Below are 18,580 nucleotides of genomic sequence, written 5' to 3' on the forward strand. Positions count from 1 at the left end.
TTATGACCTACGGTACAGGCGATTTCCCAGAATGAACCATTGGTTCATCCAGTGAACCGACGATGTTTGATTGGAGAACGGGTCTTGGAACAACAAATAGCTGCCCTCGCCATCTTTGTGGGCGTCTTTGTCCTGGCAACCCTGCGCAAGGTGCACATTGGCGTGCTCATGTTCGCAGCGGCTGCCGGCGTTGGCGTTTGGATGGCAGGGATGACCATCGACAAAGTGGTGGCGGGCTTCCCCATCGGGATCCTCGTCCTGCTTGTAGGTGTCACGTACTTCTTCTCGATCGCCCAAGCCAACGGAACGATCGACCGCATCATCGAGATGGCCATCACCAAGGTAGGTGACCGCGCCTTCTTTCTGCCCATCGCATTTTTCGCGCTTACCATCGGCATCTCAGCCATGGGCTCCCCCTTGGCAGGCTTGGTCATGGCCCCCATCGGCATGCCACTTGCCAAACGCTATGGCATCGACCGCATGCTGATGGGCATCGCCATTGGGTCCGGCCTGAGCGCGGGTGGCTTCGCGCCAACCAGCCTGTTCGGCATTGTCACGTACGGCACAGCCCGAGCGGCAGGGATTGACCTTGATCCCCTGGTCCTCTTCAGCGTCGCCCTGGGAACCAATCTCCTGCTGCTGGCCGCCGCCTATGTCATGTTTGGTGGATTCAAGCTACTCAACACGCGTACCGCTGACGGTTTCGGCACCCAGTTGCCATCCTTCAGCGCTAACCGCCCGACGCCGTCGCACCCCTTTGAACGCGAAGGCAACATTGCGCGCGGCAAGCAAGCAGCCGTCCAGGTCCTTGACCCGGCATCGGCGCCGGACGTACCGGCGTCGGAGGTACCGGCGTCGGCCTCAAAGCTCAACCGCAACCAAATCATCACGGTGCTGTGCATGGCCGGGCTGGTTCTTACCGTCATCCTCATGTCTGTCCTGGGCTCAAATCCGGACATCGGCGTTCTCTGCTTCGCCTTCGCCTCAGTCCTCACCCTCTGCGATCCGCAATCCGGAAAATCGGCTGTCGCGAAGATCGACTGGTCCACCGTGTTGCTGGTGGGCGGGATCATCACGTTCGTCGGAGTGCTTCAGACCATGGGAGCCGTCGCGTTGCTCGGCGAAGCGGCGGGCGCCGTCGGGACTCCCCTGCTGGCCGCGCTGGTGATCTGCGGGATCGGCGGACTCATCTCCGCGTTCGCCTCCACCACCGGAATGCTCGCGGCGCTGGTGCCGCTGGCACTGCCACTCGTGGCCTCCGGGGACATCGCCGGGTGGGCTGTCATCGCAGCGTTGGGCGTGTGTTCGTCGATCGTTGACGTCTCACCGTTCTCGACCGTCGGCGCCACCTTCGTAGCCACGGTCGATGCAGACGAGCGGCCCCGCATCACCAGGCTCCTCACCCGTTGGGGCTTGTCCATGGTGGTGGTCGGACCCCTTCTGCTGGTCGGTGCACTGGTGGTTCCGTCCAGCCTCTAGCTTCCTTTTCACACTCTTATACGCACTCAAGTCTCCTATGCACGAAAGGTGCCACCATGCTCAAACCACTCCGCGGAATCACCGTGGTCGATCTCAGCCGAGCCCTCGCGGGACCCTACTGCACTGCACTCCTGGCCGATATGGGTGCCCGGATCATCAAGGTAGAAAGCATCAACGGGGGCGATACCGCCCGCCAATGGCCGCCGTTCCAGGATGGCCACAGCCTCTACTTCGATTCTGTGAACCGGAACAAATCCTCTGTATGTGTCGATTTCTACTCGGCCGAGGGGCGCGACATCCTCTCCACGCTGATCGCCGAAGCCGACGTCTTGGTGGAGAACTTCAAACCCGGCACACTTGAGAAAATGGGGTTCGCCTCGTCACGTTTGGAAGAACTCAATCCCGAACTCGTCGTCGGATCCGTCACCGGGTTCGGCAACACTGGACCCCTTAAGGACGACGCCGGACTGGATCAGGTCATCCAAGGAATGTCCGGGTTGATGTCGGTCACGGGATCAGGCCCCGGTGAAACGTACCGCGTGGGGATACCGATCGTGGATATCACCTCGGGAATGGTGTGCGCGTTTGGGATCCTCGCAGCGCTGCTCGGAGCCCGCAACGGTGAGAACGCCAGCAGGGTGTCCACTTCGCTTTTGGAAACCGCGCTGAACCTGTCCGCTTTTCAGGGGCAGAAGGCCCTCAGCCTCGGCGAAGCACCCACACCGCAGGGAAACAACCATCCCGTCATCGCCCCCTACGGCACGTTCGCCACTGCCACCGAACCCATCAATATCGCCGTGGGCAGCGACAAACAATGGAAGGCATTCTGTGGCCTGTTAGGCATTCCCTTGGCAATAGAGGATCCCCGCTTCGTCACTGGGGCGGACCGCTCGGCCAACAGGCAACTGCTTACCGAACTCATCGAAGCTGCTTTGGCGGCCAAACCGGCGGCCGAATGGGTGCCGTTGATCAGCCAGGCTGGGATCCCCTGCGGCCCCATCTACAACTACACACAGGCCCTGGCCTCCGAGCAGGTTGCCGCTCTGGGTCTTGTCCAGCGCACGCAGCGCCGGGATGGCTCTGAACTTCCACTCCTTCGCGGGCCACTGAGCTTGGACGGGGAGGCCAGCGAAATCCTGTCGGCCCCGCCTGTGCTCGGCGAACACACCACCGAAGTTCTCATGGAACTGGGAATGACTCACGACGACGTCACCCGGCTTGAGCGCGAGGGTCGCGTTCTGTGCGGGCAGGCTTCGGTTTCGGTTTCGGCACAGATTGGCGTCCTGCGATGAGCACAGTTTCCCAGGCTTCGCGTGTTTCCCACATTTCGCATATTTCGCATGAAGGCCTTGTGGGCCGTATAGCCGTTTCGGTGGCTGATGGCATTGCAACCGTGGAAATCTGCAACCCCGCGCAGCGCAATGCCCTGACCAAGGCCATGTGCCTGGAAATCCAGGAGCTGATGCCCAGGCTCGACGCCGATCCCGATATTGCCGTGGTGGCTCTACGCGGTGCGGGCGACACTTTCTGCGCAGGGGCTTCCATCAGCGAGCTTTCGTCCGTGCTGTTGGATCCCCAGCCGGACGGTTCAGTTCTTGACCAGCTCAGCTTGGCCGATCACGCCATTGCATCTCTTTCCAAACCCACAGTGGCCCTGGTGGACGGCGCGTGCATGGGCGGAGGGTGGCAAATCGCCTCGGCCTGCGACTTCATCATCGCCAACGAGCGCGCCGTCTTCGGGCTGACCCCGGCCAAAATCGGCATCATCTACCCACGCCCGGGCATTGAACGGCTGGTCCGGCTGGTGGGGCACGCCAACGCCAAATACATCCTCCTTACCGGGCAAACATTTAGCGCAACCCAAGCCCAAGCGCTGGGTTTGGTGGCCGACGTCGTTCCTTCCGCTTCCTTTGAGCAACAGTGCGAGGCGCTACTTGGTTCCCTGCGGAGCCGCTCGCGTTTCTCGGTGCATTCCATGAAGCGGTTGGTGGACCTGGAAGCTGCGGATGCTTCGGACGCCGGGCAGCCTGACATCGATCAGGAGTGGGCCGCCGCCTGGTCCGCGATGCCCGAGAGTCCTGACATGGAGATCGGCATCAGCGCGTTCCTGAACCGCGAACAACCCCGGTTTACGTGGCGGCCTCTTGGGTGAACAGGGCCCGCCCGAGACGTGATCTATGCCTCAATCAGGGACAAGGCCAGCCTTTCCTCCGTTGAACCAGAGACGACGGGAGGCCCCATGCTCATTGTTCTGACAGGAATAGACGGTTCAGGAAAGACGACGGCGGCCCGCGCCTTGGTGGATTCGACCCGCGCTGAGGGGCGTAATGCGCTGCTCCTCAGCAACCACGCTGCACGCCGACGGATGTCGCTCATTTCGGAGCGATTCGGATGGAAGTTGCCGCCACGCGGTGCCGATTTTGTAGAGACGTTCATCCGCGTGGGCAACGTCCTTGTTTCACATGCGCGAGCCCGGAATTTCAGCGGCCTGGTGGTCATGGACAGGCATCTGTACTGCCAACTTGCGCTGCGCCGCACTGCCGGATTGAGCCGGGGCCGGTTGCTCCCCTGGCTGCTGGAAAAGCTCCCCGATCCGGACCTCACCGTGCACTTGGACGTTGACCCGCGGCGTGCTCATGAACGGGTCATGGCGCGGGGCACGGACCAGGAAGAGCTGGCTGAGCTGGAAGCTTTCCGGGCCGCCTACCGCTCCCTCCCCGAGTTCGCCGACTTCCTCGGGGTTGACGCCAACGGAACCCCCGACGACGTGTTCGCCGAGTTGAACCAGGTCATCGCCGCGAAGGAGTGCGTCCGGGTTTGAACCCAACTGGCTCGCAGATGACGTCGTTTTCAGCGCTTTATTCGCCTGAGCTTGGCGTTGGCCACTTCCAACGGCCATCTTCTGTGATCTCGTAGGACACTTGGCCGAACAGAAGGTCACTGGTGCCCGCAGGGTTGCCGCCGTGAGCCCGGTATTTCGCCTTGCTCTCCACGCCACGTCGCTTGAGGAATCGCAAGAGCCACCACACTGACGCGGCCGCGCAGAGCAACGGAATAATGACCAGCGCCCATTGCCGCACACCAGCCCAGTGCAGGATGAACAAAGGGACCGCATAACCAAGGGCGCCCAAGACCACCACCTGAAACCCGACCCAAAACCGAAGCTCACCGTTCGACGGCCGGTTGTCAACGTCGAAGAGGTAGTCATCCAGTGATTTCACACTGTCTTTCCTATCAGATCGCATCGGCTCAATTGCGGGATCAAGCGCGGATTTGAATTATCCCTTCCCTTCAGATGCAACTTGAGGGGAGGGACACTTCCGTTCCCTCCCCTCAAGCGCCACGCTATTTTGCCTTGCGGCTATTTCGATGCTGCAGCCGCGTCCCTGCCTTTCAGGGCAAATACGGCGACCAGTCCGACAATCAGCGCGGCAAAGATGACATAGTACGCCGGTGAGATTGGGCTGCCGGTGGATCCGATGAGCCAGGTTGAGATGAATGGTGCGGTTCCTCCGAAGCCGGCCACAGCGATGTTGTAGCTGACGCCAAGTCCTGTGTATCGGACGTCTATGGGGAAAAGCCGGGTGGTGGTGGTGACCGCGGTTCCTCCAATGAGCGAGACAATAGCGGCAAACAGGACCTGTCCAAGTATCACGGAGCCCACCGTCCCGACCGCGATGAGCTGGAACAGGGGCACGACGCAGACGATCATGAGTGCTGCGAAGGCGATGAGCAACTTCCTGCTGCCCACCTTGTCGGCAAGAATCGCGGCGAATGGAATCAAGATCATCAGGACCAATAGCTGCAAGGAGTTCCCGAGCAGGGCGTCCGTCAGGCGTACCTGCGTTGTGGTCTTGATATAGTTCGGCAGGTAAGTAGAGAACATATAGATGCTTACCGAGTAGCCGATAGTAATTCCGATGGCGATGAGCCCTTCGGAGCGGTAGTTCCTGAACACCGAACCAAGTGGGGTCTTGTGCGGTTTCGGTTCTGATTGGGCTTTCCTGAATTCCGGAGTGTCTTCCAGTTTTGCCCGAAGAATAAGCCCCAGCACACCGATGATGCCGCCGAGGATGAAAGGAATCCTCCAAACCCAGTCACGGAGGGCCGCGTCCGAAGACAACAGGCCGCAGAGTGCTGCAGTCAGCGAGCCCACCAGCGTTCCCGCGGACGCGCTGACTTGAACCCAGCTGCCGTAAAGGAAACGACGGTTGCGCGGCGCATATTCGACTGTGTAGACGGAGGAGCCGCTCCACTCCCCGCCGGCCGAGAAGGCCTGGACAAAACGAAACAGGACGAGCAAAGCGGGTGCTGCAATGCCAATTGACGCATAGCTGGGTGTCAGGCCGATGGCGACGGTGGCTGCGCCCATGAGTGCAACGGTGGCCAGGAGTACGTTCTTTCGCCCGTGCTTGTCTCCAAAATGACCGAAGAAAACGGCGCCGAGGGGGCGGATAAAGAACGAGGCCGCGAAGACGGCAAAGGTCGACAGGAGGCCCGCCGTTGGGTCCTGATTTGGGAAGAAGTTCGCTGCGATGATTACGGCGAACAGTCCGTAGACAGCGAAGTCATACCATTCCACCATGTTGCCGATGGCGCCGGCGAGCACTGCCCGTCGCCTGATGGAGTTGGTGACGGTTTCGCTCACCACGGGAGTTGCTTTCGTTGTTTCATTCATTTTATTTTCCTACCTTTCTGGGCAGCCGGGTCAGGACAAGAGGTCTTCGTCGTAGGGGAAGTTTGTAAGCATTTCGTAGCCGTTTTCCGTGACAAGTACGGTGTCTTCAATCTCGACGCCGCCTACTTCCGGCTGGTCAGGTGTGCAGGCGGCAGGCTCGATGTTGATGACCATTCCGGGCATCAACACGTCGTGCACTCCAGGTGCGATGACCGGAGCACCATGAAGGCCATAGCCGAGCTGGTGGCCGGAGGCCCAGGGCATGGTGTAGTCGCCGTATCCTTCCTGGATGAGGACATCGCGTGCGATCTTGTCGATGGAGGCACAGGTGACTCCGGGCCGGATAGCGTGGATGGCTTCCTGCTGGGCGAGCCAGGCGGCCCGGTAAAGCCGCTTTTGAGCTCGGGACGCTTTTCCGCGAACAGTCCCCCGTGCGAAATCTCCTGTGTAACCGCGGTAGACGCACCCAAGGTCCACGATGACCATATCCCCGTCGTTGATCCGTCGTTCGGTTGCAAGCCGTTCGAAGATGGCTGCGTTTGGTCCGGACGCCACGTTGGTAATGAATGGCGTCATTTCCGATCCCGCGAGGCGCATTTCGTACTCCGCCGCGGCAGCAACATCAATTTCACGTGGCGCATCCGGCCGACGAATTGTGTCCAAGGCGACCCTCATTCCGTCCTGGGTGATGGCCAGCGCCTGCCTTAGGAGGGCGATTTCTTCGGGCTCCTTGATTTTGGTTGCGTCGGTCCACAGCGCCGATGCGTCCACGAACTCGGCCTTGGGGAGCCGGTTTTGGAGGTCTCGGTCCAGGTCATGGGTTAGGAAGTCAAAGCCAATCCTGCCCTTTGTCAGGCCGTGCAGGGTGAGAATGTCTTCGACGGTTCCGGCCCATGTGCTCCGGCTGCCAAGTTGCACAACCTCGTCAGCCCTTGAGCGTGACATTGCCCGGGCGCGTTCGCCGCTGAGTGCGGTTCCGAGAATTACCGGGCCATTGTTGATGAGTAGAGCCAGGTACTCGATCTCGATAAAGGGGCGGTACCCCTTTGCATAGAACCCGGTTATCCACCGCACGGCGTCGTGCTTAATGAACAGGATTGCATCAAGCCCCCTCTCGTCCATAAGGGTTCGCATGCGCCGGACTTTGGTTTCCTGTAGGCCGTCACCGCCGTAAAAGAGGGGTGACTCCATGGATGTCTCAACTGTTTTCATGTTCATGGCAAGGTCCTAAGGGTCTGCAGATCGGATCCGGTGGGCACTCTTCCTGCAACCGGCAGCACGGCGTGCGTCCAGTCACCGATCCTTGTGGCGGGAACTGTTCGCATTTCACCGATAAGACCGCCATGCGGGGCGCGAATTTCGTGAAGTTGCTCGCCGAAGGGATCCACAATCTCGCCCAGGATCTCTCCCGCCTCTACGGTCTGTCCCAGTGCCACGCGGTGCAGAAGGAACCCGCCGGTTGGTGCCTGCAGGAACTCCCCTGTCTTCGCTGCGCGGACGATGGTGTGATTCTCTGTGTAAGGGATCGTCCATTTTTCCGATTCCGGAACCATGCCGAGTCGCTGGGCAACACCGGCAAGTGTCATTCTGGCCTGTTCCGCCAGGTCCTCCCGCATGCGCCCTTCCGACCCGATTTCGACCAGAATGGACGGCACTCCGCTCTCGGCAGCGACCAACCGCAGAACGTTCTTGAACGGCACGGCCGCATACAAAGTTTCAATACCGGTTGATTGAGCCAGCTTGAAGGACTTCTCACCGATTTCCCCTGGGCTGTCATCGAAACCGACAAAGGGCATGAGGCCAAGAGTCATTCCGCCGCTGTGCATGTCAAGCAGGTAGTCCGCTCCGGCCATGATGTGTGTGACCAGCGCATCTGCAACGCGTTCAGTCAGGAAGCCATCAGGGTTACCGGGAAAACACCGGTTTAGATCCAGGTGGTCTACCGGGCTGTGCCGGGAGAAGCTTTCAAATGCCGCGGGGTTGGCCTGTGTGGTGGCGACTATAGCCCCGGAAAGCGTGGATGGATCAACATCGGACAGAAACCGTCGAAGACCTTCGCAGCAGTCGTACTCGTCTCCGTGCACCCCAGCGATCAGGGCCAGTCTCGGGCCTGGCTTGGCACCGTTAATCACTACCAGTGGGATGCCCAAGGGCGTCCCGTCCGGCCTGGTACCCAGCTTGAGCCAGCCCTTCTTTTTCTCTCCTGGCTCCACTTCGAGCCCACCGACAGTCAAGTTCGGGTTTTCAGTCATCTGACAATGCCTCCTCGCGCAGTCCTGACAAACCGCTTATTTGTACGTTCATTTACGGTACATGTATTCTCGCCATCTTGTCTAGAGATCTAAAAGGTTCTCTTGTAGCGGGCGGGGATCGGGAGGACTGTCCACTGGATCGACTGCAGAGCGCACTGGCTGAAGCTGGCAGTATTAGCTATGGTTGTATTTGTACGTACAATCGAGCGAAGGCTGCAGCGTGACATCATCGATCGAAACCCTCGACGCCGAAACACTCCTCACCGACATCCGCGATGCCGGGCCGTTGCCAGGGGAAAAGCGACACGAATGGCTTGGCAGGGCATTGCGTGAAGCCATCAAGATGAACGTTTTGCCTGAGACCGCCATGCTGCCCACAGAAGCCCAGCTAGTGAAACAGTTCGGGCTAAGCCGCCAAACCGTCCGTAAGGCCTTGGAAGAACTCGCCAGGGAACGACTAATCGTACGAATCGCGGGCAAAGGTACGTTCCTGGCACCGCCAGGGGAGACTGGACGGCAATTCAGCTCGGCGAGGGACTTACTCTCATCGGTTCATGATTCGCGCTACGAACTCGTCAGTCCCCTTCATAAGCGCATCGAACTGGCCGCGGCAGGCAGGCTCCGTCTGCCAACCGACGACGTTGCCTGCGCATCCTTCCGGCGCCTTAACGACCAAGGTGCCTTTTGCTACACCTCGGTGTTCATGCCCCCTCACATCGGCGAACTGCTCCAGGATGTAAGCGAACTAAAGGAGCCCGGGACCGCATCGTATAGGACTGTGGCCGAAATCCTGGATGAGCGCATCCCTGGAGGCATCGCAAGCGCAGAGCAGAGCATCACCGCATCGGGCTTGTCACCAGAGGCAGCCATGAACCTTCAACGCGAAGAGGGAGAAATTTCGCTGCGCATCGACCTTGCCTATTACGACGATCAGCACGCCATGGTCGAACTTCAGTCCAGCTATTTCCTTCCGGAGTCCTACTCGTACAGGTCCCATTGGCAGCGGCTTTCATAGGACCCCACACCGTGGACACGCGAAAGCTCAAGTACTTCCTCGCCGTCGTGGATCACGACGGGTTCAACCGCGCGGCCGAGCATCTTCTGATCGCCCAACCATCACTGTCCCAAACCATTGCGAGCCTTGAGAAAGAGCTCGGCGTTCCGCTCTTCCATCGGATCGGCAGGCGCGCAGTCCTGAGCGAAGCCGGCAAGGAACTCGTGGGCCCGGCTCGCCTGGTGATGCGGGATCTCGACGCCGCCCAATCTGCCGTCCAGTCCTTGAGGGGAATGCGCAGCGGCCGACTGGACATCATTACTATGCCCTCTCCCGGCATCGAACCGTTGACCTCCATGATCGCCGCTTTTACCAAGCTCCATCCGTGGGTCCGACTCAACGTGGGCGCTGCCTTCACTCCCGAAGAAGTGATCGAATCCGTCCGCAGCGGCAGCAGCGAGATCGGTTTGGCGGGCTCGCCTACGCCCATCAGGGTGCCAGGGGTGGAAGTTCTGGAACTCGAACGCCAGCCGCTGATTCTCATAGTCAACCCACAAGCGGACACGTTTGCGCCCAAGGACACAGCTATCCAACGCGAGGACCTCGGCAGCCATCGTCTCATCGTCAGCCAGCGCGGGTCACTCATGCGTTGGATGGTGGACGACGCTTTGGCGCACGGCGTGGAGGTGGAGATCGTGGTGGAAGTCGCCCACAGGACGTCCATCCTTCCGCTGGTTCTGGCAGGCGTTGGTCACGCGGTGATGCCATCGTCGTGGGCACCCACCGCACACAAAGCGGGGCTGAGGACGCTGTTGATCGAGCCAGTCAATTATCTGGATGTCGCAGTGCTGAGCCGGAAGGAAAATCTCACGCCTGCTGCCAGGGCGTTCTTGGACGTTGCCCGCAGCCACGGCGACGAAAGCAACTGATAGGCGCTACCTATCAGCCGTATCGAAACTAAGTCTTGGACGCCAACAGACGCTGAACCGTCTACTTGAAGAGGAAGAACAGTGTGACCCCGATAACAGGCTCACTGCTAACAAACTCAACGAGGAGGTAGGCATGAGCGCCACCCAGAAATTCAGCATCGCATCCATTCCCGCAGACGGCGTGGGCAAGGAAGTTGTCTCCGCTGGCCGCCGCGTGCTGGACGCACTCGCAGAGAACTCCAACGGCAAGTTCGCCTTCGAATGGACCGAGTTCCCGTGGGGTTGCGGCTACTACGAGAAGACGGGCCAGATGATGGACCCCAAAGGCCTGGAAGCCCTCAAGGACTTCGACGCCATCTACTTCGGGGCCGTCGGCTGGGAGAACGTCCCGGACCACATCAGCCTCTGGGGCCTGCGTCTGAACATCACCCAGAACTTCGACCAATGGGCCAACATCCGCCCGGTCAAGTTCCTCCCCGGCATCCAGTCCCCGCTCCGCAAGGCTGACGACACTGAGCTGGACTGGATCGTTGTCCGCGAAAACAGTGAAGGCGAATACGCCGGCCTCGGCGGACGCAACCTGAGCGGCCGCGGTCCCGGCAACGAAGTCGCTTTGCAGACCGCGCTCTTCACGGAAAAGGGCTGCGAGCGCATCATGCGCTTCGCGTTCGAACTCGCCCGGACCCGCACGGTCAAGAAGGTTTCCTCCGTCACCAAGTCCAACGCACAGCAATACGGCATGGTCCTCTGGGACGAAACCTTCCAGCGCGTGGCACTCGACTACCCGGATGTGCAGACCGAAAGCGTGTTGGTTGACGCCATGAGCGCCAAGTTCATCCTCAAGCCCGAGGACCTGTCCGTGGTGGTTGCATCCAACCTGAACGCCGACATCCTCTCGGACCTCGGCTCAGCCCTGGCCGGCAGCTTGGGGCTTGCCGCGAGCGCAAACCTGAACCCGGAGCGCCGGTTCCCGTCCATGTTCGAGCCGGTTCACGGTTCTGCACCGGATATCGCCGGCCAGGGGATCAGCAACCCGATTGGTGCGATCGCCAGCGCGGCACTCATGTTGGACCACTTCGGCCTCCACGAGGAAGCCCGCCGCGTCGAAGCAGCGATCGAGCAGGCCACCGGTTCCGGCCACCTGACCCGGGACGTTGGCGGCGATGCCACCACGGACGACGTCACCGAGGCCATCATCTCTGCCCTCACCCACACTCTCGCGGCTGTCTAACCCGACAGAGTAAACGTTCGACGGCGGTCAGCCGGCCGCCGTCGAACCTCCCCTTCAGCTTCTCCAGAGACATTCCACAATGAGGTAGGAATCATGGAACACATCACCACCGCCGGCGCAGCGGCCACAAGCAGGAAAGCGCCAAACAAGACCCGCTGGTACCGGCAGTTGTACTTCTGGGTGCTCACCGCGATTGTGGTCGGCATCCTCCTGGGCTGGCTCGCTCCGACTGCGGGCATCGCCATGGAACCCATTGGCACCACGTTCGTGAACGCGATGAAGATGCTCATCGGCCCTATCGTGTTCCTAACCATCGTGGGTGGTATCGCCAGCGTGGCCGATCTCAAGAAGGTGGGAATGACTGGCCTGAAGGCCCTCACCTACTTCCAGATCGGCACCATCTGCGCCATGGTGTTCGGCTTGGTTGCCATCAATGTCTTCAGGCTAGGAGACGGCGTCAATGCGGATGCCAGCAGCATCAAGACCTCCGAGTCCGCCGCGAAACTGATCGACGCCGGGCAGCACCAGGAATGGTGGCAGTTCCTGACGCACATCATTCCCAACAGCATTGTGGGACCGTTTGTTGAGGGCGACATCCTTCAGATCATCTTCATCGCCGTTGTCTTTGGTATCGCCCTGAACGCCATGGGCAAGGTTGGCGCACCTGTACTGGACGGCGTCCAACGGCTCACCGGCGTGATGTTCAAGATCCTGGGCTTCATCATGAAGGCCGCCCCGCTGGGTGCGTTCGGCGCCATGGCCTTCGCCGTTGGCAAGTACGGTGTCTCGTCGCTGACCAGTATGGGCGGATTGATTGCCCTGTTCTATGCGACATCGATCCTGTTCGTGGTGGTCGTACTCGGCTCCATCATGGCGATGCTGCGGCTGAACATCTTCACCATGATCCGGCATCTCAAAGAGGAGTACATGCTCATCCTGGGCACCTCCACTGCTGAGCCTGCCCTGCCCGGCCTGATGCGCAAGCTCGAGCATGCCGGCGTGAAGAAGGAAACGGTTGGGCTGGTTGTTCCCACCGGTTACAGCTTTAACCTGGACGGCGCCGCGATCTACCTTTCGCTCGCTGCCCTATACATCGCACAGGCAACCAACACGGATCTGACCATTGGCCAGCAGCTCGGCCTGCTCGCGGTGATGCTCCTGACGTCAAAGGGTGCAGCAGGCGTTGCCGGTGGCGGATTCATCGCACTCACCGCCACGCTGACCACCCTCGGCACCATCCCTGCGGCTGGCATCATGCTGATCTTCGGCATCGACAAGTTCATGTCGGAGTGCCGCGCCCTGGTGAACTTCACCGGCAACGCCGTGGCCACCTTGGTGGTCGCCCGCTGGGACCGCACGCTGGACACCGACCGTGCCCGGCGCGTCTTCGCCGGCGAGATCCTTGAGCCGATGCCCGTGGATGACGCCGTCGTGGTCCCTGTGGAGGAGGAGACAGAGCCGGCCGAGGCACCCAAGCACTCAGCCGCCGTCGTACCTTCTGGGCCCGCTGCCTCCGCTGACCCCCGTCCCGCCTACTCGGAATCCCTCTGACATGAACAACTCCATCGCCCCGAAGACCGTGCTCATCGCCCCCGACAAGTTCAAAGGCAGCCTCACCGCCGGCGAGGTTGCGGAAGCCCTGGCCGCGGGACTCGGTGCCGCTACTCCGTTCGGGATCATTGGCTGCGAGCTCCTTCCACTCGCGGACGGAGGTGACGGCAGCGTCGATGCCGCCGTCGCCTCCGGCTTCGGCCGCTACAACTGCACCGTCGCCGGTCCCACGGGCCAGCCCGTCCAGGCAGACATAGCGTTCGACGGCGTCACGGCAGTTGTGGAGGTCGCGAACACGTGCGGTTTGGCCGTCCTTCCTCAAGGTGACTTGGCGCCGATGGAGTCCTCCAGCCGCGGTTTCGGCGAAGCTGTGCTGTTTGCTTTGGGCCTCCGGCCGGTGCGTTTGGTGCTGGCGCTCGGCGGCAGTTCCAGTACCGATGGCGGCATGGGAATGCTCGCCGCGCTGGGCCTTCAGTTCCTGGATGCGTCCGGTCTCTCGCTGCCAGGCAGCGGGCGCTCGCTCTCGCTGGTGCATTCGGTGTCCGGCTCGTTGGTGCCGGAACTGGCGGATGTGGAACTTATCCTCGCCACCGACGTCCACAACCCACTCTGCGGACCAAACGGTGCGCCCGCGGTTTTCGGGCCGCAGAAGGGCTGCTCCCCCGCCGATGTTTCAACGCTGGACGCCGGTCTGACGCACTTCGTCTCGGTGCTCGCCGGCCCTGGGGCTGCGGCAGTCGGTTCCTTGATTGGCCGCAAGTCGCAGGCTGAGACGGCATCCTTGGCAGAGCAGCCGGGAGCTGGCAGTGCAGGTGGGATCGGGTTCGCTTGCCTCCTGCTGGGTGCCCGCCAGGTTTCAGGCGCCGACTATTTCCTGGACCTCTTGGACTTCGATGCCCGCAAGGAGAACTGCGATCTTGTGATCACCGGCGAGGGCAGCATCGACGAGCAGACCCTCGCCGGGAAGCTGCCCGCCGCCGTCGCCCGCCGTTCCGGCACCCGGCCCATCATCGCCGTCGCCGGCCGCTCGCTGCTGCCGCGAGAGAGGTGGGCCGAGATGTCCTTGTCCCGCGTATATGCGCTGGCTGACTACACATCGATGGACTCCTCGAAAGACCCTTTGCTTTCAGCGGAGTTGCTTCAACAGATCGGGCGGGAGATCGGGAAGAGCCTGCTGGATGCTGTCACTGCTGAACGAAGCACGCGCTTCGCCCAGCAATGACGGCATGGTCAGGCTCAGGGAGTTTCGACGTTATGCAGCAGCCTGCCTGCTTTGACGATCCTCGTGCTGATTTCGTTCGCGACTGCTTGGGCGTTGATGGTGGTGACGCGGCGGACCCGGCCCTCGGAATCCGGGGTGAACTTGCTCAAGCCAGCCGAGTCGCCGTCGCACGTGATCGAGACCGTACCGGGTCCGGACACTTCGAAAAGCTCGGGGCGAAGCAGCGTCAGGACAGTGATGGGGTCGTGGGGAACATTCCATTCCTCGTTCCAGAACGCCCACCATTGCCGGATATCGGCGTCGAGCGCTTCCCCTAGCGGGCCGGCCGCAGCGATCAGTTCGAGCTGGTCCCGGCGCATCTCCACTTGGCGCGTTACTTCAAGGCCGGTGACGGTGATTTTGAGGGCGGAAGCGAAAACGGTCCGCGCTGCTTGGTCATCACTGCGGAAGTTGTGCTCGGTTTCGCCTGTGCCGAACGCTCCGCCCATGATCCAAAGGTGCCGCACATTGCGCTCGAACGTTGGATCAGTTTCAAGGGCCGCTGCGATGTTCGTCAGGGGTCCAATCGCTATGAGGTCGATCTGTCCGGGATTGTTGGCGACTTCCCGCACCAAATACGCCACGGCGTCCTCGGACTCGATGGTTTCCTGCGGGAGTCCGTCATGCAAGGAACCTTCGTGGCCGGGCCACCACACTTCACGGCCTGACTTCGGGCTGGCAATTCCCTGATGCACGGTGATGTCTCGTCCCGACAGTTTGCCGAACCGCTTTGCGAGCCGCGCCCGCAGCAGAGTGTCGCCGTACACCGTGGTGACGCCAAGGAGTTCAGCCTCGGGTGAGCCAAAGATCAGGGCCAAAGCCAGTGCGTCGTCGACGTCGGATCCAATGTCAGTGTCAAGAATGATGCGGTGCTGAGCACCCATGGTTGTTCCTTCTGTAGTTTGCTTCGGGCAGGGCTGCGCCATGCCGAGGTGGTTGATGGGGAGTTACTTGAGCCCGGTGGTGGTCACGGACTGGATGAAGTAGTGCTGGAAGCCAATGATGATGGCGAGCGGAATCACCGTAAGGACTATCGATCCAGCGAACATCACGCCGTAGTCCACGTTGAATTGGCCTTGGAGATTGGATAGGGCGATGGGGCCGAGAATGTGCTGCTCGTCCGTGCCATTGAGCAACGGCCAAACGTAGGACTGCCATTGGAACAGGAAGAGCGTCAGTCCAGCGCCAATGAGGGACGGAACGGACAGCGGCAGATAGATCCGCCGGAAGATGCCCCACCAGCCCAAACCGTCCAGGCGGCCTGCCTCCACGAGGTCCTTGGGGATGGCCAGGAAGAACGTGCGTAACAGGAATATCGCCATGCCGTTTCCCAAACCCGGAAGGATCAGCCCGGCATACGTATTTTGCAGGTTCCAGTCACGGAAGAGGTCCGCCAAGGGGATGGCGATCGCGTCGAACGGGATCAGGAAGCTCACCACAACCACCACGAAGACGGCGCCGCTTCCGCGAAACGGGATGGCGGCCAGGGCGAAAGCTGCCATGGAACAAATCACGAGGCCGATCACCACGGTGGCCGCGCTGACGAATATCGAGTTCAGCATGGCCAGCCCCAAATTGCTGCGCAGCAGCTCGGCATAGTTGTCCAGGCTTGGAGTCATGGTGAAGAACGTTTCCCATTGCAACGGGTTCAGGTACCTGAAGGTATCGCCACCGGGCCTAAGCGAATTAACGAACGTCCACCAGAGCGGGAGCAGGAACAACAGTCCAACACAGGCGCCCAGGACACTTAGTGCCATGTAGCCAAGGCTCCGGCGCCCTGATGCTTTGGCCGCGGCGACCGCACTCATGCCGCATCAGAGCTCCGAAGCAGCCGGAATTGCAAGGCGACGACGGCGAGGGTCAGTAACACGAGAATGATCACTTCCGCTTGGGCTTTACTTAGGTCCCCGAGGGTGTAAGCCCGGGTGTAGATGTCATACATGAGCAGGTTGCTGGAACCTGACGGACCGCCTTTGGTGAGTATCTGGACGGGCGCGAAGATCAGGAAGTTGGAAACGGTGTCGGCAACCAGGACGAAGGCAAGAGGTCGACGGACCAAGGGGAACGTGACCGACCAGAGCTTCCGCCAGGCCGAGGCTCCATCGATGGATGCGGCCTCGTAGAGCTCGTTGGGAACATCGTTGATACCGGCGATCAGGAACAGCATCCAATAGCCGACGCCGATCCAGCTCAGGAGCACCATGATGGAAGCGAGCGACTGCTGCGGCGAGGTCAGGAACGGCTGCGCCGGAAGTCCCAGAAGGTCAAGGAATGAATTACCCAGGCCGTCGGGCCGGTAGATGACGCTCCACACGACCGCCGAAACTGCAGGCGGGACTGCTATGGGAAGGACAACCAGGGAGCGCCAAACCTTCGCGCCGGCAGCCTTGCGGGTATAGAGAACAGCAAGCAGGAACGACACAGCAATCTGGAGAGGGTTCACGATTGCTGAAAAGACCAGCGTCACCAGCAGGGCGTTGTTGAAGTCTGCATTGCTAAAGAGGTCGGCATAGTTCTCAAAGCCCACAAACACTGTTCCACCACGCAGGAAGCTTTCACGGAACAGGCTCTCCCACAGGGCCACAGCCGCGGGTGCCAGACGAAGCACTATCAGGCTGATCAAAGCGGGAGCCAGGAACGCGGCCGCCACTGCCGCCAACGATGCACGCCTTCTGCGACGGACCGGAGGCACCGCCACAGCTCGATGCTCCGTTGCAGGTGGACGATTGGTTGTTTGCGAGGGGGACATGGCTAGAGCTGCTTCCAAGCATCGTTGATCTGTTGGGATGCCTGCTTCAGTCGCTCGTTGACCGGAGTTCCGTTGCGGATATCAGCGAAGGCCTTGCCCATGATTTCTTCGAACTGGATATAGCCAACGCTGACCGGGCGGGGTTTTGCCGTCTGAGTATTTTCGTGGGAGATCAACTCGGCCAGCCCCTTGCTGTGGTCACCGCCCAGCGCTTCGAGCTTGGGCAGATACTGGGCCGTTGCCGCGCTGTTGGCAGGGATGATGGTGGTCGCCTCAGTGGTGGCGAGGTTTCCCGCTGTGTCCAAGGACGCAAACTCCAAGAACTTCTTTGCGGCTGCCTTGTTCTTGGATGCGGGATTGATGCCCCACGACCACGAGCCTGTTGGCGTTACCTGGCTTCCGCCGTCGAAGTACGGCATGGGTGCCACGCCCCAATCGATGTTCGTCTTGGCGAAGCCGCCAACATCCCAGGGGCCCCCAACGAAGTACGCGACATTGCCGGACGTGAAGACCGGGCTGGTCTGGAAACCGCCAACGCCGCGGGGAGAGAGCCCCGACGTGAACGTATCCGCATACCACTGCATGGCCTTTTCCCAGCCTGCGTTGTTGATGTCGGTGGTCAACATCTTGTCGCCCGTGATGCCGGATCCACCACCTGCAGACTCAGCCAGTGGCTGTAGTTGGTAGTAAGCCTCGACTTGTTCCAGGAGCAGGCCGTACTGCGTTCCCGCCGCCTGGACCTTCTTGGCATCCGTGGCGATCTGTTCCCACGTCATGCGCTGGGAGGGGTCAACCGATGGATGCTTCACGCCGGCCGCATCCAGGGCTGTCTTGTTGAAGAACAGCATTTGGGTGGAGTTCCAGATGGGCAGCGCCCAAAGCTTGTCATCGTAAAGGTTCACACTGAACTGCGCGTCCGGAACAGCGGCTTTGGCCGGCTCCTTCAGACTGCTCAGGTCCTCAAGGAATCCTTGGGCAGCCAGCTGGGACAGCCGGGGCTGATCCACGGTGTAGACATCGATCGTGTCGTCCTTGGCCCCAAGGCGCTGCTGAAGCGTTGGGTTGAGTTGGTCAAAGGGCACTTGTGAATACTTCACAGTGATGTCCGGGTTTTTGGCCTTGAAAGCGGCAATGACTGGGGCGAAAGTGGCGGGATCTTCAGGACCAAGAAGATTTACTGTGCCAGTTCCGGAGCCATCACTTCCTAGTTCAGATGGGGAGTTCTGGGAGCTCGTAGAGCAGCCGGCCAGGAAGATTGCTCCGGCCGCAAGCAGCGAGGTGGCTGCAAGGAGATTGTGCTTCACGGGAAGCCTTTCTGGAGATTGAGTCGGATGCGAAACGAGCATCTAACCGGTTAGACTACGCGGAGGAAATAGCTTTGACAAGAGATTTCTGAACAGTTGAATCACCGGGCCCAACAGATATGATCAACAGATCTACCCGGTTAGACCGCTAG

17 protein-coding genes are annotated in these 18,580 nt (G+C 60.7%); 9 read left to right on the forward strand and 8 right to left on the reverse strand.

Annotation, left to right across the window (positions count from 1 at the left end):
* The first annotated feature begins 84 nt into the window (after window positions 1-84).
* The 4 genes from AC1DD7_RS03655 (at window position 85) to AC1DD7_RS03670 (ending at window position 4,300) form a co-directional block, all read left to right on the forward strand.
* The gene (locus AC1DD7_RS03655; protein ID WP_431116676.1) at window positions 85-1,479 is read left to right on the forward strand and encodes an SLC13 family permease; all 1,395 of its coding nucleotides are present in this window, start codon (window positions 85-87) and stop codon (window positions 1,477-1,479) included.
* A 56-nt stretch (window positions 1,480-1,535) separates the two neighbouring features.
* On the forward strand, window positions 1,536-2,771 hold the full coding sequence (locus AC1DD7_RS03660; protein ID WP_477513840.1) for a CaiB/BaiF CoA transferase family protein: 1,236 nt from the start codon (window positions 1,536-1,538) through the stop codon (window positions 2,769-2,771).
* Window positions 2,768-3,631: an enoyl-CoA hydratase/isomerase family protein gene (locus tag AC1DD7_RS03665; protein WP_477513841.1), complete on the forward strand. Its 864-nt coding sequence runs from the start codon at window positions 2,768-2,770 to the stop codon at window positions 3,629-3,631. Before AC1DD7_RS03660 ends, AC1DD7_RS03665 begins: the two co-directional genes overlap by 4 nt.
* Window positions 3,632-3,718: 87 nt before the next feature.
* On the forward strand, window positions 3,719-4,300 hold the full coding sequence (locus AC1DD7_RS03670; RefSeq protein ID WP_477513842.1) for a dTMP kinase: 582 nt from the start codon (window positions 3,719-3,721) through the stop codon (window positions 4,298-4,300).
* A gap of 37 nt (window positions 4,301-4,337) precedes the next feature.
* Here AC1DD7_RS03670 and AC1DD7_RS03675 read toward each other — a convergent pair whose 3' ends face one another.
* From AC1DD7_RS03675 to AC1DD7_RS03690, 4 genes are all read right to left on the reverse strand, one after another.
* Window positions 4,338-4,700 carry a hypothetical protein gene (locus AC1DD7_RS03675; protein WP_477513843.1) on the reverse strand — a complete coding sequence of 121 codons (363 nt, stop codon included), beginning with the start codon at window positions 4,698-4,700 and terminating at the stop codon, window positions 4,338-4,340.
* 140 nt (window positions 4,701-4,840) lie between these two features.
* Complete coding sequence (locus AC1DD7_RS03680; protein WP_477513844.1) at window positions 4,841-6,157, reverse strand: MFS transporter; 1,317 nt, start codon at window positions 6,155-6,157, stop codon at window positions 4,841-4,843.
* A 30-nt stretch (window positions 6,158-6,187) separates the two neighbouring features.
* Complete coding sequence (locus AC1DD7_RS03685; protein WP_477513845.1) at window positions 6,188-7,375, reverse strand: M24 family metallopeptidase; 1,188 nt, start codon at window positions 7,373-7,375, stop codon at window positions 6,188-6,190.
* Complete coding sequence (locus AC1DD7_RS03690; protein ID WP_477513846.1) at window positions 7,372-8,409, reverse strand: succinylglutamate desuccinylase/aspartoacylase family protein; 1,038 nt, start codon at window positions 8,407-8,409, stop codon at window positions 7,372-7,374. The genes AC1DD7_RS03685 and AC1DD7_RS03690 overlap by 4 nt, the downstream gene beginning before the upstream one ends.
* A 220-nt stretch (window positions 8,410-8,629) precedes the next feature.
* Here AC1DD7_RS03690 and AC1DD7_RS03695 point away from each other — a divergent pair, with 220 nt between their 5' ends.
* The 5 genes from AC1DD7_RS03695 (at window position 8,630) to AC1DD7_RS03715 (ending at window position 14,336) form a co-directional block, all read left to right on the forward strand.
* Window positions 8,630-9,424, forward strand: coding sequence for a GntR family transcriptional regulator (locus AC1DD7_RS03695; RefSeq protein ID WP_477513847.1), 795 nt, complete (start codon window positions 8,630-8,632; stop codon window positions 9,422-9,424).
* 11 nt (window positions 9,425-9,435) lie between these two features.
* The gene (locus AC1DD7_RS03700) at window positions 9,436-10,332 is read left to right on the forward strand and encodes a LysR family transcriptional regulator (protein ID WP_477513848.1); all 897 of its coding nucleotides are present in this window, start codon (window positions 9,436-9,438) and stop codon (window positions 10,330-10,332) included.
* 133 nt (window positions 10,333-10,465) lie between these two features.
* Window positions 10,466-11,563, forward strand: coding sequence for a tartrate dehydrogenase (locus AC1DD7_RS03705; protein ID WP_477513849.1), 1,098 nt, complete (start codon window positions 10,466-10,468; stop codon window positions 11,561-11,563).
* 93 nt (window positions 11,564-11,656) lie between these two features.
* On the forward strand, window positions 11,657-13,114 hold the full coding sequence (dctA, locus tag AC1DD7_RS03710; RefSeq protein ID WP_477513850.1) for a C4-dicarboxylate transporter DctA: 1,458 nt from the start codon (window positions 11,657-11,659) through the stop codon (window positions 13,112-13,114).
* Window position 13,115: 1 nt separating this feature from the next.
* Entirely contained in the window at window positions 13,116-14,336 is a 1,221-nt protein-coding gene (locus tag AC1DD7_RS03715; protein WP_477513851.1) for a glycerate kinase, read from the forward strand.
* Window positions 14,337-14,350: 14 nt separating this feature from the next.
* Here the strand turns inward: AC1DD7_RS03715 and AC1DD7_RS03720 are convergent, their stop codons facing one another.
* The 4 genes from AC1DD7_RS03720 to AC1DD7_RS03735 all read right to left on the reverse strand — a co-directional run bounded on the left by AC1DD7_RS03720 (window position 14,351) and on the right by AC1DD7_RS03735 (window position 18,428).
* Entirely contained in the window at window positions 14,351-15,259 is a 909-nt protein-coding gene (locus tag AC1DD7_RS03720) for a nucleoside hydrolase (RefSeq protein ID WP_477513852.1), read from the reverse strand.
* 63 nt (window positions 15,260-15,322) lie between these two features.
* Window positions 15,323-16,183 carry a carbohydrate ABC transporter permease gene (locus tag AC1DD7_RS03725; protein ID WP_477513853.1) on the reverse strand — a complete coding sequence of 287 codons (861 nt, stop codon included), beginning with the start codon at window positions 16,181-16,183 and terminating at the stop codon, window positions 15,323-15,325.
* Window positions 16,180-17,025 (reverse strand): carbohydrate ABC transporter permease, encoded by an 846-nt coding sequence (locus AC1DD7_RS03730; protein ID WP_477514077.1) that lies wholly within the window; start codon window positions 17,023-17,025, stop codon window positions 16,180-16,182. Before AC1DD7_RS03730 ends, AC1DD7_RS03725 begins: the two co-directional genes overlap by 4 nt.
* A 101-nt stretch (window positions 17,026-17,126) precedes the next feature.
* Window positions 17,127-18,428 carry a sugar ABC transporter substrate-binding protein gene (locus AC1DD7_RS03735; protein ID WP_477513854.1) on the reverse strand — a complete coding sequence of 434 codons (1,302 nt, stop codon included), beginning with the start codon at window positions 18,426-18,428 and terminating at the stop codon, window positions 17,127-17,129.
* Window positions 18,429-18,580: the final 152 nt, after the last annotated feature.

The sequence above is a fragment of the Paenarthrobacter sp. 10L412 genome (assembly GCF_056395565.1).

What these genes read in the sequence shown, in the direction of transcription:
- AC1DD7_RS03660 (WP_477513840.1), top strand. Translation starts at nt 1,536, where the DNA reads ATGCTCAAACCACTCCGCGGAATCACCGTGGTCGATCTCAGCCGAGCC.
- AC1DD7_RS03725 (WP_477513853.1), bottom strand. Translation starts at nt 16,183, where the DNA reads ATGAGTGCGGTCGCCGCGGCCAAAGCATCAGGGCGCCGGAGCCTTGGC.
- AC1DD7_RS03720 (WP_477513852.1), bottom strand. Translation starts at nt 15,259, where the DNA reads ATGGGTGCTCAGCACCGCATCATTCTTGACACTGACATTGGATCCGAC.
- AC1DD7_RS03665 (WP_477513841.1), top strand. Translation starts at nt 2,768, where the DNA reads ATGAGCACAGTTTCCCAGGCTTCGCGTGTTTCCCACATTTCGCATATT.
- AC1DD7_RS03680 (WP_477513844.1), bottom strand. Translation starts at nt 6,157, where the DNA reads ATGAATGAAACAACGAAAGCAACTCCCGTGGTGAGCGAAACCGTCACC.
- dctA (WP_477513850.1), top strand. Translation starts at nt 11,657, where the DNA reads ATGGAACACATCACCACCGCCGGCGCAGCGGCCACAAGCAGGAAAGCG.
- AC1DD7_RS03670 (WP_477513842.1), top strand. Translation starts at nt 3,719, where the DNA reads ATGCTCATTGTTCTGACAGGAATAGACGGTTCAGGAAAGACGACGGCG.
- AC1DD7_RS03685 (WP_477513845.1), bottom strand. Translation starts at nt 7,375, where the DNA reads ATGAACATGAAAACAGTTGAGACATCCATGGAGTCACCCCTCTTTTAC.
- AC1DD7_RS03705 (WP_477513849.1), top strand. Translation starts at nt 10,466, where the DNA reads ATGAGCGCCACCCAGAAATTCAGCATCGCATCCATTCCCGCAGACGGC.
- AC1DD7_RS03690 (WP_477513846.1), bottom strand. Translation starts at nt 8,409, where the DNA reads ATGACTGAAAACCCGAACTTGACTGTCGGTGGGCTCGAAGTGGAGCCA.
- AC1DD7_RS03715 (WP_477513851.1), top strand. Translation starts at nt 13,116, where the DNA reads ATGAACAACTCCATCGCCCCGAAGACCGTGCTCATCGCCCCCGACAAG.